Source organism: Yersinia sp. 22-579, from assembly GCF_030433455.1.
GTDB lineage: Bacteria > Pseudomonadota > Gammaproteobacteria > Enterobacterales > Enterobacteriaceae > Yersinia > Yersinia enterocolitica.
In genome coordinates, this window is record NZ_JAUJTZ010000008.1 from 1 (window position 1) to 14,744 (window position 14,744).

Sequence of the window (14,744 nt, forward strand, 5' to 3'; positions counted from 1 at the left end):
CAAGAAAAACGCTAGACTATGAATCACCCGCAGAGCGTTTTAACCAATGTGTTGCATCCATCGGTTGAACTCACAGCACAAAGGCGACTATCAGATTAGATTTCGCTTGGTTTAACAAGAGGGGCTGGAGCTTATTCCTGTGGCTTACAATTTATAATACTGAGGGTTACAGCATATCAATGGTGTTACTAGATCAGTTTTATTGCTGGGTTGAGATTCGGTTTATTCATGGTCTTATTTCACTACTGGAGAAGGCGGGTGAACACGCTGACTGAACTGGAACAGCCTTCGCTAAGCGCTCGTGACGGCCAATAAACAGGATGAGTTGTAATAACAGCTGTACTTGTCTGCAATATTGGCTTTGTCTGTCCAATTGGCTCTCATATCTTCAGTGGTACGGTGATCTACCATGCCACTCAAATTTTGCTCTGGTGGCACTCTATTCAACCATGTTGGTAGGGTAGCTTGTAGCATCGTGGAGTTATCTCTTTACAAAGGACATTTTGAGGTGTCCTTTGTGCAGAAATAATTTGGCGCGAGTGTTTACTGTAAAGTGACTAATTCACATCATAATATTGTGTATATATTTGTTTTTTTCAACGATATCAGAGCGCATGCGTATATCGATTTTAGGATCTGCCTTTGTGGGGCGTCCCATTTTTTTCTTTTTCTTCAGCTCACTAAAAGAAACAAGCTTGATGTTTGGATCTTCAAGCAGCTTCGCGTCAGGATCGGTAGCAACGGCTTTTCTGATCTCTTTGTCTTCCTCTGGGGTTGGAAGAATAGTACCAGGCTTAAAAGTTGGCATATCTTTGCACCTCATCATACTGAGTTGTAGAATTATTTTACCCTACTGCTAAAAAATATAAATAGCGGTTTAGCTAATTGTTTCTAAGGTATATTATCTTGCAATATATTTATTTAAGTGATGATTTCACTGTTAGGACTGTTATATTAAAAAACTTGCATGCATTTAACTTCTGGTTAAATTATTAGTTTATTAAACTATATAATATTTTAATTTGTATTGTGGGATGTATTTAGTATCGGAAGTTTACCGAGTTATTATCATCTTTTGGGATCCTTATAGAAGGTTAGTAACTAATTTATATTGTTATTAACCATTAGTTGGTTAGTCAAGGTAAGGCCAATAGCCAAAACGTCGTTATGTACCTGTGATAAAACCAGCACCAAGCCTAAATCCTTCCCCCACATTTCCCCCACTTAACTGACTCCCACTTGTTCCCCCACCTGGGTTTTGGCTCGGTGCTCTCAGCCCAGTCATGGCGCGGGTTTGCTCTCTTTCCCCCATTTAGTGTGTATAGGTAAGTGGGAAGTGGGGGATTCGAGGCTAAATTGGTTAAAAATTCGATGTTCCCCCACTTGGTTCCCACTTTATCCCCCGGTTAGTTTCTTGCTGTATTGCTTAATGAATTGGGGCAGATATTCTCCCCGTCAATATGAATCAACCCATCAATTTCCAGCTTGTCGAGCCAGCGGGTAAATTTCTTCGCAACATCAAAACCCATACCGCGCATATCATCCCTCACCAGTGATTTTGTACAGGCCTCGCCACTGGTGGTACGGGAGCGGATAGACTGCCACAGCGCGATATGATTGGCCGTCAGGCGCTGAATACCTGCCAGTTCGGCCTCATAGGGTGAGTTTTCATCGCTGACTTCACGCCCCTGATCACACAGCACCAATGAGTTAACTTCTTCGCCATCGTTATCGATATACAGATTGAGCGGCGAGAGGTCATAGGCCCGTGTGGTGGGTTCTTCTGAATCCTTCATTTTGGTGCAACTCAGCACCAGTGCGCCGCCTTCGCCCTCACGACGGACATTGAATTCGACATCTAACGCCGCACGAAAGGCGCTGGAGCCGCGTGCACCTTTATCCAAATCTTTGCCGGAATGATGGATAACCAGCACCGTCGCGCCGGTTTCTGCCTTGATAAAATCGCAACCCTGAATAAACGCACCCATATCTTTGGCGGCGTTCTCGTCGGAGCCACCAAAGCAGCGAGCCAGCGTATCCAGCACAATCAGGCGCACCGGTGAGCCGGTTTGTGCGGTGACGTCCTGAGCGGCTTTAATTACCTGCTCGACGCTCTCCGGGCTGGCGGGAAAGACCGGGCAGTCAATGCGGTATAGCGATTCAATCGGTGTGCCACCGTTAAACTCCATTTCCCATGCACGGATACGGCGTGGTACGCCAATGCCGCCTTCGCCAACGATATAGACCACCGAGCCTTGCGTCACACGCCGCGAGGCCCACGGCTTACCGGTGGCGATATGGCAGGCCCATGAGACAGCCAGAAAGGATTTATATGAGCCGCTGGGGCCATAAATACTGGCCAGCGTATTGCTCGGCAAATGGCCCTTGATATTGTAATCCTGCGGGGTGTTATAACCGTCGGAACCTTTGCGCAATGGCAGGTTGGTAGCAAATTGCACCGGTTCATTGTCAATCAAAGTGAGCGGCATTTTCATATCCATTCCTTGGGATTGTAGAGTTGGCGGAAAAACTCGATACGGGCGGTGTCCGTTCCGACCTGTTGGCGATAATCATCCCAGTCAGCCTTATCGCCGCTGGGGGGCAGGGTCACCAGCCCATTGACTGCGAGTGCGGCGAGTTCCGCCAGTTGCTTGCCGGGATTGTGGTCAGAGTCTGTTACGTCGTTATCCGCCGCGAGAATAATCTGCGCATCGGGATAACGTTCACGCAATGCCACGGCAACATGGGTCAGATTAATGGCCGAGATAGCGGCCACCACCGTGGCGGCAACAAATCGTGATATGACCAGACCGGTGGCAAAACCTTCAGTAATGATGATTGTTTGTGACAGGGCATGATGGGTGATGGGGATAAATGATGATTTAATCCGCGAGCCGGGCAGTAAGCGTTTTTCTCCCCTAGGGTTGATTAACAGCGCACCGGTAGTTTTGTCGCTCAAATCCACCAATGGCAGCACCATGCTGCCCACATTAAAATGCACTCCGCCAATATTTTTAGCGCTATTGGTGGGCATTAAAAATCCCTGATGTGCCAAGCCCTTATGCAACAGGTAATCACTGGTTCCCTGTGTACAGGTTGCCAGCAGGGCGGTGACTCTTTGTATGATATCGGTGTGAGGGAGTGGTTCAGTTCTTTCTTTGGCGGGCGGTGTTGGGGTTAAGTCTGTTAAGCGGGAGATTTCTCTGGCGGCCTGAATCAAATCACATTGTCGTACCAGAGTGACCAGATCCAGACCATCGCCATGGCCGCAATAGTTGCAGAACCACGTTCCTCGCCCTTTTTTATCATCAAAACGGAAACGGTCTTTACCTCCGCAGACCGGGCAAGGGCCATGTTTGTTGATGCCGGGTATCGGGATGGCTAACGACGACAGTATGCTGCCCCAGTGGTGTTGTGATGCACGCACGATGTTGGAAACAAACCTACTCATGGTTAGCCTCCTCTGCATGCGGTGCTTCATCCAGCATCAGTTGTAGCAAATCCAGCCGTTCAGCCAGAATAAACAGCAGCAGTTCTTTGGTTGTCAGGTCGGTAATTTCGAGCATTGCCCGTACCAGTGCACGACAGTGGTCGACAATTTCTTCAAGCGTGAGTGGGGGAGAGTCAAGCATAGCGCACCCCCGGATGGGTACGAACGTATTGCGGGTACAGACAGTGAAGGGTAGTAGCCATTGGGCCGCCTCCGTTAGGGTATTTATTAAGCTACCCCCAGAGACGCCAAGCCCATTGGGTGGTAGCCCGAACAAGGTTGGCGTACCGGCCCTAACGGATCCCGGCCTTCCTTTCGAAAGCCTTGCCCGGACTACCATAGACAACAGGTGTGCACGAACATTATCCAAGTACATTCTGTGTATGTATTTGGATACCGTCAAAGGGTTCGGAACGCCAATTCCGGCTACGGATTTTGCCGCAGCACCGAGATTATACTGCAAAGCGCCCGCCAGAAAAAAATAAAAAATCATTAGTCGCGACCCTCCTCGCGTTGGTTGAGTCTGATAATGACCCATTCGTCGACTTCACTTTCAACCCAGGCAACTGAACGTGGCCCTAACTTTATTGGGCGGGGGAATTGGTTGAGGCTAATCAAATGATAAATTGATGATTTCTTCAGTCGTATTTTCTCAATCACTTCAGGTAAGCGGATCAAATTAATATCAGACATAGTTACGCCTCCTTGCGGGTATAAACGCGTTCAACATAGCGGCCACGGCCATCACCATGACCCAGATCCATTGAGGTTAATGCTCTGGCTTCAATGCGGGTAAACCCAGCGGCGAGGTAATAACTGATGGCCTCTTGCGCCCAGGCATAGCGCAGACTGTGGGGGGAGTAGTGTCCGGTTAGCCCCAGGCGGGTGGTATGGGAGCGCCAGAAATTCATGGCGGTTTTCAGGTCAGGTTTATCAATGAGTTTGCCGCCGCGTGTTTCTGCAACCTGTTGTGCTTCTTTGACGGCCAGTTTCACCGCTTCACGATCCAAAATACGGGTTTCGCGTGAGCGGCCTCCCTTGGTGCCAAACACCACGGTTAATGTAGTGTGGTTCTGCTCAAGCTCCTTTTGCCATGTTTTCAGTGAGTTGGCACATTGCACCGCCTCTTGTGAACGCAACCCCAGCAAGCGGGCCAGTTGCAGGGCGCAGGCGAATCCTTTGTCCTGCTGTTGGGCGGTGCGCAGGGCGGTTTGATAGACCTTCTCAGGGATGGCGAATTTGCTGCCGGCGCGGCTGGCTCCCCCTAATCCCAACGCTTTGTTGGTCAAGCGTTCTGATAATACGATTTTATCCCGGCCAGCGGATCGGAAAACGGTACGCAATGCTGCCATTTCGTTATGAAGAGAACGACTGGCGATCCCCTGTGAAACACGGTCAGCAATATAACTTTCAACATGCTTTGCTTTTAGGTGTTTAACATCACGCACCTGAATATTAAGGGCCAGTAAATGTCGGCTAAATCTGTCCATAATTCGAATACGGTCATGAACGGTTTTATGGCTCCCCCCAGCTTGCTTAGCCAGTATTTTCATCTCACGGCTTAACTTACTCATAGCGAACTTCTCCCAAACAATGTCAACGAGCTGCATTTCTCTGGCGCATGGGGAATGGCAGGTTATCTGCCTTGAACGATACCTGTGCGCCAGAGCGGGCAGCCGTTGAGGTATTGCGGGGTATAGGTGATGCACTCGGTGCAGCCTCCTGCTATTGCAGGTCATCCCCTCAGGCTGTGGGCCTGCCTCGGTATCGGTTCAAACTCCGGTAGAAGTGGTCAATCTGACGTGTTGAAGCGGTGTCAGATGCATGACGCGTTGGTGAAGTCGCTTATCTCAACGGCTGAGGCGGGGGTGTGCTATGGCGTCACTTTCACACGTAAAAGTGACGCCACGAGCCACACGCAGCAAAGCCAGCGCTAGCAGATGCCTTGCGGCATAGCAGAGCGCAGCCAGCGGCGTGTAATACGCGCCAGAAATTGAGGTATAAGGAGTCTTTAGATGCCGTGATGCATCTTGCGTTAAGTGTGCAAATAACAGCGTTGCCACTGATAGAGCTACGGCTTAGAAGGCCGTTGCTCTACTGAGGCGAGTTATTCGCTTGGTTGATAACACATGACAGTATCCTCGACAGGCAATACCGCTTGGTCAGGAAATGCTCTTTGTTAGCCATTTCGTTAGTAGAAGTAAGCCCTAATCACCAACATGGGTGACACCCATTCTCAAGGGTTGACGGATGTGACGGTATAACGTTTTTCTAAAGCTTAGGCAGCATGTTGTGGTCGCTCGAAAGCGTCAGTCTCAGACCACACTCCATTCCATATGACTTTGGCTTTATGACCACCCGAAGGCGTTTCTCTCAGGTCATTGGTATCATCCTGATACTGGAAACATTGGCGACTGTCATCGACAGCGAGTTTACATGGGGGAAATTACGGCAAGAATGAGATAGCTGCAAGTTATTGGAAGCTGTAATAAGGAAAGGTAATGAAGAGGGGCGGGGCGCTATATTGCTTTGGTTGCAAAATGTATCTTGAGAGCCCCAAAGTAGAACTATTTTGGCCAGACAATGCAGCATGCACTGTCGCAGAATCAATTTTTAGAATGTGTATTGCAAAATAATACCTGTAAGTGATGCGATCACAAACGATATGGCGCAAAGAAATGACAAGATATTCGAGAAAGGGACTTTATATTTCGATGACATCTACAACATTAGCCAAGAATCCTGATAAATAGGGAATTTCCAGGGGAGAGCCGCAGAACGCCAAGAGAGTTGTGGGGAATAGGAATAGTGTTTCTTGTGTGAAATAAGCTACCTATCTATAACCAAGAACCTACATTCCAATCAAGTCTGGTGACAAATCACTCACGCAGTATATAATGGATATAACCGATATCTCCATTTGCACGACGAGGTGAGTGATGCCGAGTAGAGTGAACACCGTGCGGCGTAAAGAATTTCCTTATGAAATTAAGACCCTGAGTGGGAACGAGCTGCATAACTTCAATACGCATGCTGATTCTGAGTATTTGGTCATTGATTTGGGGAATGTGAAAGGCCGTCATTCAGACTTTAATAAAACAATAGAGGTGGCGATGAGTGCGGCAATGAACGCAGTGCTGGCCTCTATGCCTGAACTTGCTCCGGTAGCGAAAAAGAGTAAAGCGGCAAGCCTCCCATCGGCTGTTAAGTCGGTTAACGAGGCTGTTGATGGGGCAGATAAGCAGGCTCGTGCAGCGCGTAACGCTCAGCGCCGTGAACAGCTTAATGCCAGGATACTTGCAGATTCCGTATGGCTGACAGCGCGTGAATTGTCAGAAAAAGCGAGTTTCAAAAATACCAATCCCAGCGCAGGGCCGAACCGCTGGAAGTCTGCTGGCCGGATTTTTGCACTTCAGCTTAATGGAAAAGACAAATACCCCGAATACGCATTAGATGAAGGGTTCCGCCCGATCCCAGTGGTTAAGCAAGTGATATCTCTATTAGGTGAAAAGAAAACACCTTGGGGGTTGGCTATCTGGTTTGGTTCTGAAAACAGTTGGTTAGGTGGGAAAAAGCCAAAAGATGTGCTGGCAACTATGCCAAAGCAAGTTTTGCTAGCAGCACAGGCTGAAGCAGAGGGAGGGGCTCATGGCTGATTCAGACGACAAGGATAATGTTGTCAGAAAAGTACCTGTACCCAAGGCCGATTTACAAGTGAACTTCACCACCTGGATTGCTGGGAAGCTTATCTACCGGATACATTCGGCGGAGTTTACCGCTACTCAGTTCAATCCAGGCAAAGGAAATGCACGATTTAGTCCGATGGATAATGGTGTATCCACTCTATACGGTGGAGTGAGTACCAATGTTGCGGTAATGGAAACTATTTTTCATGACCTGCCCCCCGATTCTGCCGGTGCGCCATATGATTTAGGCAAGTTAAAGGGATTGGTGCATTCCGCAGTGAAACCCAGTGAAGATTTGCATCTTGTTGATCTCAATCCAAAGACATTACGAAAAATGGGCGTGAAAAGGGCCGATATTTTGGATTCATCGGCGGATCAATATGTGTTCACCCGTGAATACTCTGTAGCAATACATCAGGCTTATCCTGCTGCACAGGGCTTACAATGGTCTTCTAAACAGCATGGTGACACTGCTGTAATGCTTTTTGGCGACAGGGTAAGGTCAGAGCAACTTGGGGTTGATATTGAATCTGAAAGGGTGCTTGAGTCAGAAACGGTGATGGACGTGATAGAACAAGAGGCTGATCAACTTGGTGTGGTACTTATTGAGCCGCAGGGTGGTAACGAGCCAGGTAAAATATAACACGTCAGATCCTTTCGTTGGCCTCAAAAATCCCAATGCTGAAAAGACACAAAACTCTCAAGGGGTCAAAAACGTGATCTACCACATTTTAAAGTTTAAAAATAAACTTATCTTACAAAGAGTTGTGTTTATTTTTCGAGTCCGGCCTTCACACCATTAGTATGAAAATCAAGTCACCGTAGGGGGCCACTTTTCCATTCTGGTATTTTTACGTCCATTACCAGCTATCACCACTGGGGGGCAAAATAGGGGTCAGCTCGGTTCGGAAAATTTGTGACCCCCAAATATGCGCCAGATATAGGTGGTAGGGTCAATCTGGTGATGAGTTTTCAATTGATTTTTCCACACCATCTTGTGTCCAAAGATTTACAGCAAAATCGAACACATCTATAAAATCCATATTCAAGCTCCCCAAAAAATATAAGTAAAAATTAGCCTATTTAGCTGCAATCTTTTTTCCCCACCAAATCATCAATTCTTTTCGGTGTTCAATATATGTTGAACGATTATACGCGCGTCTAACTTCATTTTTATCACTATGCGCTAGCGCAGCCTCAATCACATCAGCATTAAACCCAGCCTCATTCATGGCTGTACTGGCGATAGAACGTAAACCGTGAGCAACGAGCTTCCCTCCATAACCAATACGCTTCAATGCGGCATTGGCTGTCTGGCTATTCATTGGCTTACGCGGGTCATTACGGCTAGGGAATACATACTGACGATTGCCACTGATTGGACGCATGATTTCGAGTATTTCTAGTGCTTGATCTGACAGCGGAACGATATGATCGCGCTTTGCCTTCATACGTTCTGCCGGTATACACCACTGCTTATTCTCAATATCGATCTCTGACCAGGCTGTTGCTGACGCCTCCGCAGGACGTATCAGTGTCAATAATTGCCATTCAAGCAAGCAGCGGGTTGGTATCGAGAGATTACTCATGGCTATGGTGCGCATAAGTTTAGGCAATTCTTCGGGGCGTATGGTGGGCATATGCTGCTTTTTAGGCCTTTCAAAAGCATTGCCAATACCCGATGCAGGATTGGCATCAATCAAACCTACATTGACTGCATAGATCATTATCTCGTTAATACGTTGTACCAACCGCCGGACTGTTTCTAATGCTCCGCGTGCTTTGATGGGTTCTAATACCTGAATCAGGGCGCGAGCTTTGAGTTCTTGAACGGGGACATTCTCTATGCTGGGTAAGATGTCTTTTTCGATAGAACGCCAAATATCTTTCGCATGGGCGGCACTAACGTGGCTTTCTTTCAACTCGAACCATTTGCGGGCGACGTTTACGAAAATACTCTCTTCAGCTATCTGGAGTTTTTCGGCTTCCTCATCAGCTCTTGCTTGCGGATCAACCCCTCGCACTAACATTGCCAGTTTCTCTGTTCGTACCTCTCTGGCATCAGCCAAAGAGAGTGCAGGGTACGCACCGAGGCTTACCATTGTGCGTTTACTACTGTTGGGAAGTTGATAGCGGAAACGCCAGATTTTCTTGCCGGTAGTTTTGACTAACAAAAATAAGCCATCTCCATCATGGAGAGTTAGATCTTTGTCGGTGGCTTTTGCTTTTTGTACTTCGGTGTGGGTGAGGGGGCGTGTTGTCCTTGCCATGTATGGTTCTTCCCTTAATTGGTATACGTCCATTGGTATCTATCTTAGCGTATACCAATTTGTATACCAATTGTCTCTGGCTTCAGGCGGATATCCTTGGACTACTACAGACACAAAAAAGCCCGCAAACCTAGGTGGGATGCGGGCTCTTCGTACTTCACCGGACTTATCTGGTAATAACCGGTTTAACATTTGGTGGAGCTGGGGGGATTTGAACCCCCGTCCGAAATTACTACGCCGTCGGCACTACATGCTTAGTCCAGTCATTACATTCGCCGGTTAGCTGCGGACGGACACGCCACTAACAAACTATCCTGATTGGGTTTAACGCTTTCACCCCAGGCAAGGTGTCCACGCGATCTCTTTTAGGTTTGACCTCTCTTGATCCCCGTCCTAAGAGCGGAGGCTAGGGAGAGAGGGAATCTTCAGTTTCTTAGGCTGATTAAGCTGCTAAAGCAGCAGATTCGTATTGCGAGTCGTTTGCAATTATTTTTTTTGCGGTTTTTTACGAGGCCTCCGCACCTCGGCATGCACCTTGGGTTTCGCGAATCCCGTCGAATCCAGAATCAGCCCCAAAGAACTTCGCTAGTATAACAGAACTATGTCCTGCTAAGCCAGTCACTTAACGATTTGCGTGCTTCATGATGCGCGCTTTGTCTAACTTCCACTCACGATCTTTGATGTCATCGCGCTTATCGTGGTCTTTTTTACCTTTGGCGACACCGATTTTAACTTTAACCCAAGCATTTTTCCAATATACGGAAAGGGCAACTACAGTAAATCCGTCGCGATTAACTTTACCAATCAACGAATCCAGTTCGCGTTTGTTTAGTAGCAGTTTACGGGTACGCATTGGCTCGCAGACAACATGTGTCGATGCCACGTTTAACGGTGTAATGGTGGCACCGAACAAGAATGCCTCACCGTTTCTAAAGGTTACGTAGCTATCACTAATGTTGGCTTTGCCAGCACGCAGAGATTTTACTTCCCAACCTTGCAATGAAAGGCCTGCCTCGAACTCTTCTTCAATGAAGTACTCATGGCGGGCACGTTTGTTTTGCGCAATGGTTGCGGAACCGGGTTTGTATGCTTTTTTCTTTGTCATAGTATTGATCATTATACTGTATGCGGAGGCGAATGAAATCCTTTCCCGCAGGATGCCTGTGCATTTTGTCTCATTTGTTGCAAGGAATGACTAGCAGATTTTTTGTCTGGCGGTGGATAAATGGTATTATCAGTGCGTTTTATGTCTCACAGGAAATGTTATGCCACAAATTAGCCGCTCTGCGTTGGTGCCATTTAGCGTAGAACAGATGTATCAACTGGTTAATGATGTTCGCTCTTATCCAGAGTTTTTACCGGGTTGTACTGGAAGTCGGGTACTTGACGCTACTGAAAATGAAATGACGGCTGCCGTCGATGTTGCTAAGGCCGGAATAAGCAAAACTTTCACGACACGCAATACACTCACTGATAACCAGAGTATTGATATGCAACTGGTTGATGGGCCGTTTCGTAAATTAATGGGGGGATGGCATTTTACCCCACTAAGTGCGGATGCTTGCAAGGTTGAATTGCACCTTGATTTTGAATTTACTAATAAGTTGATTGAGTTAGCTTTTGGTAAGATATTCAAAGAATTAGCCGGTAATATGGTGCAAGCGTTCACCCAGCGAGCGAAAGAGGTTTACAGTGTCTGATATTCGCGTTGAGGTAGTTTATGCTTTACCTGAACGCCAATATTTGCGTACCGTTTCTCTTGAGGCTGGAAGCACAGTTGAAGAGGCAATTAAAGCTTCAGGTTTGCTTGAGTTGCGCCCTGATATTGATCTCACAAAGAATAAAGTGGGGGTTTATAGTCGCCCGGTGAAGCTTGGCGATAAGCTTAATGATGGGGATCGAGTTGAGATATATCGTCCATTAATTGCAGATCCTAAAGAGCTACGTCGGCAGCGCGCTGAACAAGCAAAAAAATAAGGCACAATTTGCGCCTTATTTTTGTAGTAGCCCTGGACTGCGTTGAAGAAGAATGAGTACTGTCATGTTGCTGCATAAGCATTAATAGACTCTGAGCCTAAAAACCTAATCAGCATTCGCTCCCTCAATGTGTTCTGCAATCTTCGGTTAAATTAATTTCCTGATAACGTTGGATCATTTTTGATATCAGTCAGTACACCACTGCTATCGAAGGTCAACGTTAATGTTTGTTGTGTGACTTTCTCGTGACCAGGTTGCTGGCGGAATACGTAGAACCAGGTTTTAGTGCCGAACGGGTCCTGTAGCATTGGGGTGCCTAAGGTATATGCCACTTGTTGCTGGGTCATACCCTTATGAATTTTGGACGCGTCATTAGGTGATAAATAGTTACCCTGATTAATATCAGGCCGGTAGACCACCTTCTCCAGCGTTGAACAACCCGCAGTAAGCATTGCAAGCATCACAGCGGCGGCAGTCAGCATTTTACAGCGCATAGTAATCACATTCCTTTAGGGCGTAGGATGACGATGATAATAGACCTTGCAGCAGTTGGAAACCTTTACAGGGCACCTGTATGACCTCTGGAAAGGAAAAAAGTTAATCTTTTCTATGCTGCGAGCAATTCTTTTGCATTTGCCAAGGTGTTTTTCGTCACTTCACTACCGCCCAGAAGGCGCGCCAATTCTTGTAAACGGGCTTTTTTATCTAACCGATGCATATGAGTTTCAGTTTCATTGCCATCAGTTTGTTTACTCACAAAGAAATGTTGATGACCACAGCCTGCTACTTGCGGCAGGTGAGTGACACACATAACTTGAGTGGATTCACCCAATTGGCGTAACAGGCGACCCACTATGGCTGCTGTTGGCCCACTGATACCTACATCGACTTCATCAAAGATAAGTGCAGGCGTGTCCATTTTGCGCGCTGTAATAACTTGAATAGCCAATGCGATGCGAGAAAGCTCACCACCTGAGGCAACTTTAGCCAGCGGCTGTAGTGGTTGGCCGGGGTTTGTGGTAACACAAAATTCGACTCGGGTAGCCCCTTCAGCACTCAGGTGCTCAGGTTCAAACAGCGTTTCAATAGTGAATTTGCCATGTGGCATGGACAGTTCGCGCATGCTTTCGGTGATCAGCGCTGCCAATTCGTCAGAATAATGTTGGCGTTCTTCATGTAACCGCTTGGCGATAGCTAATGCATGCTGATAGTGAGTATTTACAGCATGGCTGAGCTGCTCGTGATCATTTTCTTGTTGTGAGAGCTGTTCTTGCTCATCCAATAGTTGTTGATGAAATTGTGGTAACTCTTCCGGTGTAACATGGTGTTTGCGAGCCAGATTTAATTGACGAGATAACCGCTGTTCCAGTTCATACAGACGATTCGGATCCATATCAAATTGTTCGGCATAGTGACGCAATTCATCACTAGCTTCACTGATTTGGATCGAGGCCTCTTCCAGCATATTCAGCAAATTATTAAATTGCTCATCCATTCCTGCCAGCTCTGTGAGTTGGTGCTTGGCTGAGTAGAGTTGGCTGAGAATATTATTCTGCTCATCATCAGACAGTAACTGTAGGGTTTGTTGGCTGAGTGATAACAACTGGCCACTGTTTGCCAGACGCTTATATTCGACATCAATTTGTTCATATTCCCCAGCTTGTGGGGCAAATGAGTTCAGTTCTTTTAACTGATATTGCAATAGCTCATGACGAGCATTACGTTCCAGTGATTGTTGCTGATGCAGCACCAGAGCACGGCAGCTTTGGTGCCAGATTTGATAGGCTGCTTTCATTTCAGTGAGCAGGACAGATTGGTTTGCGTAAGCATCTAGCAATTGCTTTTGATGATCAGGTCTTAGCAATAGTTGATGGGCATGCTGGCCGTGGATTTGAATTAAATGCTGCCCCAGTTCCCGTAATTGGGACAATGGCACGGCTGTCCCATTAATAAACCCTCTTGAGCGGCCATCGGAGCCAATAGCACGCCGCAGCAAACACTCGTTGCTGTCATCCAGATGATTGTCTTCCAACCATTGTCGGGCTGATGGGGTGTCTGCTAATGAGAAACGAGCACAAATATCAGCGCGGGTTGCCCCCAAACGCACCATACTACCGTCTGAACGGCTGCCAAGGCATAACCCCAATGCATCTATGGCGATGGATTTACCCGCCCCCGTCTCACCAGTAATTGCTGTCATTCCAGGTTGAAAATCAATTTCTAGCTCACGCACAATAGCAAAGTTACTGATGGTTAATTGGGCCAGCATGGTAAATCTCCTGTACATAAACACATATCTGTATTTGAATACAGTATAGGCTGGTTTTATATACAGTAAAGTCCCTAATGCACTTTTTAGAATAATTTTTTTGACCAACCCAACTTTGTACTTAACGTATTGAAATAGCTGTAGTCCTTGGGGTGAATAAGATTGAGGTGGAAATCACTGCGCCGAATTAACACCTCTTCCCCTTCCTGAATCGGCAGTGCTATCTGACTGTCACAACTAATTTCCAGGTCACTGGTGATTTGGGAAAACTTAAGGCGGATGGTACTGCTACTATTAATAACCAGCGGGCGAGCAGTCAGAGTGTGCGGGAACATGGGAACCAAAACGATGGCATCCAGTGTTGGTGTTAATATAGGGCCACCCGCAGAGAGTGAATAAGCGGTAGAACCGGTAGGTGTGGCGATAATTAACCCATCAGAGCGCTGGGAGAAGGCGAAGCGATCATCAATATACACTTCGAATTCTATCATGTGGGCAACTTTACCCGGATGCAAAACCACTTCATTGATTGCTGTACTGATGCGGCTTTGCTGATTTGTTCGTGTGACTTGCGCTTCCAGCAAGAAACGTTGTTCGCTGAGATATTCGCCTTCCAGCACATCGGAAAGCTGTTGTTGAGCATTATCGGGGTCTAAATCGGTCAAAAAGCCCAGATTGCCTCGGTTGACACCGATCACTTTGATATCATAGCGGGCCAATACCCGAGCAGCACCCAGCATATTGCCATCACCGCCAACCACGACGGCTAAATCGGCTTGTTGGCCGATATCAGCCAAACTACCGGTAACGGCATCGGTTAAATTGAGATCCTTAGCAATCTGTTGTTCCACCATAACGTCATAACCTCTGGCGTTTAACCAATGGTAGAGCATTTCATGGGTGGCAAGTGCGGCCGGGTGCCGTGGGTGACCGACAATACCAATACAATTGAATCTTTTATTATTCATTGCCGTGATTTTCCTCAATGGGGTGTCTTTTACCCCACATTATGACCGGTTCCCTTGAATCCCCGGTTTTGATCCCCATAATAA

The 14,744-nt window shown here is 47.0% G+C and carries 15 protein-coding genes, 1 other RNA gene and 2 pseudogenes; 4 read left to right on the plus strand and 14 right to left on the minus strand.

Features of this window, described 5'->3' with window-relative positions; genetic code table 11:
- Positions 1-562: 562 nt before the first annotated feature.
- The 8 genes and pseudogenes from QSV56_RS11155 to QSV56_RS21965 all read right to left on the minus strand — a co-directional run bounded on the left by QSV56_RS11155 (position 563) and on the right by QSV56_RS21965 (position 5,339).
- Positions 563-808, minus strand: a complete 246-nt coding sequence (locus QSV56_RS11155; RefSeq protein WP_301212361.1) for a hypothetical protein — start codon at positions 806-808, stop codon at positions 563-565.
- Between the two features lie 598 nt (positions 809-1,406).
- The gene (locus QSV56_RS11160; RefSeq protein ID WP_301212363.1) at positions 1,407-2,495 is read right to left on the minus strand and encodes a helicase RepA family protein; all 1,089 of its coding nucleotides are present in this window, start codon (positions 2,493-2,495) and stop codon (positions 1,407-1,409) included.
- Positions 2,492-3,451 carry a primase-helicase zinc-binding domain-containing protein gene (locus QSV56_RS11165; RefSeq protein ID WP_301212365.1) on the minus strand — a complete coding sequence of 320 codons (960 nt, stop codon included), beginning with the start codon at positions 3,449-3,451 and terminating at the stop codon, positions 2,492-2,494. The genes QSV56_RS11160 and QSV56_RS11165 overlap by 4 nt, the downstream gene beginning before the upstream one ends.
- Positions 3,444-3,632: a hypothetical protein gene (locus tag QSV56_RS11170; protein WP_046050400.1), complete on the minus strand. Its 189-nt coding sequence runs from the start codon at positions 3,630-3,632 to the stop codon at positions 3,444-3,446. Before QSV56_RS11170 ends, QSV56_RS11165 begins: the two co-directional genes overlap by 8 nt.
- 81 nt (positions 3,633-3,713) lie before the next feature.
- Positions 3,714-4,028 (minus strand): annotated as a pseudogene (locus QSV56_RS11175) (ash family protein); the annotation flags it as partial.
- On the minus strand, positions 3,983-4,183 hold the full coding sequence (locus QSV56_RS11180) for an AlpA family transcriptional regulator (protein WP_019082167.1): 201 nt from the start codon (positions 4,181-4,183) through the stop codon (positions 3,983-3,985). The gene QSV56_RS11180 and the pseudogene QSV56_RS11175, both read right to left, overlap by 46 nt.
- Before the next feature lie 2 nt (positions 4,184-4,185).
- Positions 4,186-5,064, minus strand: a complete 879-nt coding sequence (locus QSV56_RS11185) for an integrase domain-containing protein (protein ID WP_050916771.1) — start codon at positions 5,062-5,064, stop codon at positions 4,186-4,188.
- Between the two features lie 22 nt (positions 5,065-5,086).
- Positions 5,087-5,339: pseudogene (locus QSV56_RS21965) on the minus strand (hypothetical protein).
- A 1,090-nt stretch (positions 5,340-6,429) separates the two neighbouring features.
- Here QSV56_RS21965 and QSV56_RS11190 point away from each other — a divergent pair.
- Positions 6,430-7,146, plus strand: coding sequence for a hypothetical protein (locus QSV56_RS11190; protein ID WP_046694671.1), 717 nt, complete (start codon positions 6,430-6,432; stop codon positions 7,144-7,146).
- Positions 7,139-7,819 (plus strand): RES family NAD+ phosphorylase, encoded by a 681-nt coding sequence (locus QSV56_RS11195; protein ID WP_019082163.1) that lies wholly within the window; start codon positions 7,139-7,141, stop codon positions 7,817-7,819. The genes QSV56_RS11190 and QSV56_RS11195 overlap by 8 nt, the downstream gene beginning before the upstream one ends.
- Positions 7,820-8,255: 436 nt before the next feature.
- On the opposite strand, the gene QSV56_RS11200 is transcribed toward QSV56_RS11195, so the two are convergent.
- The 3 genes from QSV56_RS11200 to smpB form a co-directional block, all read right to left on the minus strand.
- Positions 8,256-9,446: an integrase domain-containing protein gene (locus tag QSV56_RS11200; RefSeq protein WP_046050407.1), complete on the minus strand. Its 1,191-nt coding sequence runs from the start codon at positions 9,444-9,446 to the stop codon at positions 8,256-8,258.
- Between the two features lie 193 nt (positions 9,447-9,639).
- Positions 9,640-10,020, minus strand: a transfer-messenger RNA (tmRNA) gene (gene ssrA / locus QSV56_RS11205).
- 48 nt (positions 10,021-10,068) lie between these two features.
- A complete protein-coding gene (smpB, locus tag QSV56_RS11210) occupies positions 10,069-10,551 on the minus strand; it encodes an SsrA-binding protein SmpB (protein WP_005166313.1) in 483 nt (160 codons plus the stop codon).
- Positions 10,552-10,711: 160 nt separating this feature from the next.
- Between smpB and QSV56_RS11215 the strand changes: the two genes are divergently transcribed.
- Both QSV56_RS11215 and QSV56_RS11220 read left to right on the plus strand, forming a co-directional pair.
- Entirely contained in the window at positions 10,712-11,146 is a 435-nt protein-coding gene (locus QSV56_RS11215; RefSeq protein WP_011815744.1) for a type II toxin-antitoxin system RatA family toxin, read from the plus strand.
- Positions 11,139-11,423, plus strand: coding sequence for an RnfH family protein (locus tag QSV56_RS11220; RefSeq protein ID WP_019081870.1), 285 nt, complete (start codon positions 11,139-11,141; stop codon positions 11,421-11,423). The genes QSV56_RS11215 and QSV56_RS11220 overlap by 8 nt, the downstream gene beginning before the upstream one ends.
- A gap of 152 nt (positions 11,424-11,575) precedes the next feature.
- On the opposite strand, the gene bamE is transcribed toward QSV56_RS11220, so the two are convergent.
- The 3 genes from bamE to nadK form a co-directional block, all read right to left on the minus strand.
- Positions 11,576-11,917: an outer membrane protein assembly factor BamE gene (gene bamE, locus QSV56_RS11225; RefSeq protein ID WP_005172787.1), complete on the minus strand. Its 342-nt coding sequence runs from the start codon at positions 11,915-11,917 to the stop codon at positions 11,576-11,578.
- Between the two features lie 113 nt (positions 11,918-12,030).
- Positions 12,031-13,692 (minus strand): DNA repair protein RecN, encoded by a 1,662-nt coding sequence (gene recN, locus QSV56_RS11230; protein WP_301212374.1) that lies wholly within the window; start codon positions 13,690-13,692, stop codon positions 12,031-12,033.
- 86 nt (positions 13,693-13,778) lie between these two features.
- Positions 13,779-14,660 (minus strand): NAD(+) kinase, encoded by an 882-nt coding sequence (gene nadK / locus QSV56_RS11235; RefSeq protein ID WP_019081868.1) that lies wholly within the window; start codon positions 14,658-14,660, stop codon positions 13,779-13,781.
- Positions 14,661-14,744 lie beyond the last annotated feature (84 nt).

Excerpts from the sequence above, each read along its gene's own strand:
- QSV56_RS11155 (WP_301212361.1), bottom strand. The coding sequence starts at position 808 with ATGCCAACTTTTAAGCCTGGTACTATTCTTCCAACCCCAGAGGAAGAC.
- QSV56_RS11160 (WP_301212363.1), bottom strand. The coding sequence starts at position 2,495 with ATGAAAATGCCGCTCACTTTGATTGACAATGAACCGGTGCAATTTGCT.
- QSV56_RS11165 (WP_301212365.1), bottom strand. The coding sequence starts at position 3,451 with ATGAGTAGGTTTGTTTCCAACATCGTGCGTGCATCACAACACCACTGG.
- QSV56_RS11170 (WP_046050400.1), bottom strand. The coding sequence starts at position 3,632 with ATGCTTGACTCTCCCCCACTCACGCTTGAAGAAATTGTCGACCACTGT.
- QSV56_RS11180 (WP_019082167.1), bottom strand. The coding sequence starts at position 4,183 with ATGTCTGATATTAATTTGATCCGCTTACCTGAAGTGATTGAGAAAATA.
- QSV56_RS11185 (WP_050916771.1), bottom strand. The coding sequence starts at position 5,064 with ATGAGTAAGTTAAGCCGTGAGATGAAAATACTGGCTAAGCAAGCTGGG.
- QSV56_RS11190 (WP_046694671.1), top strand. The coding sequence starts at position 6,430 with ATGCCGAGTAGAGTGAACACCGTGCGGCGTAAAGAATTTCCTTATGAA.
- QSV56_RS11195 (WP_019082163.1), top strand. The coding sequence starts at position 7,139 with ATGGCTGATTCAGACGACAAGGATAATGTTGTCAGAAAAGTACCTGTA.
- QSV56_RS11200 (WP_046050407.1), bottom strand. The coding sequence starts at position 9,446 with ATGGCAAGGACAACACGCCCCCTCACCCACACCGAAGTACAAAAAGCA.
- smpB (WP_005166313.1), bottom strand. The coding sequence starts at position 10,551 with ATGACAAAGAAAAAAGCATACAAACCCGGTTCCGCAACCATTGCGCAA.
- QSV56_RS11215 (WP_011815744.1), top strand. The coding sequence starts at position 10,712 with ATGCCACAAATTAGCCGCTCTGCGTTGGTGCCATTTAGCGTAGAACAG.
- bamE (WP_005172787.1), bottom strand. The coding sequence starts at position 11,917 with ATGCGCTGTAAAATGCTGACTGCCGCCGCTGTGATGCTTGCAATGCTT.
- recN (WP_301212374.1), bottom strand. The coding sequence starts at position 13,692 with ATGCTGGCCCAATTAACCATCAGTAACTTTGCTATTGTGCGTGAGCTA.
- nadK (WP_019081868.1), bottom strand. The coding sequence starts at position 14,660 with ATGAATAATAAAAGATTCAATTGTATTGGTATTGTCGGTCACCCACGG.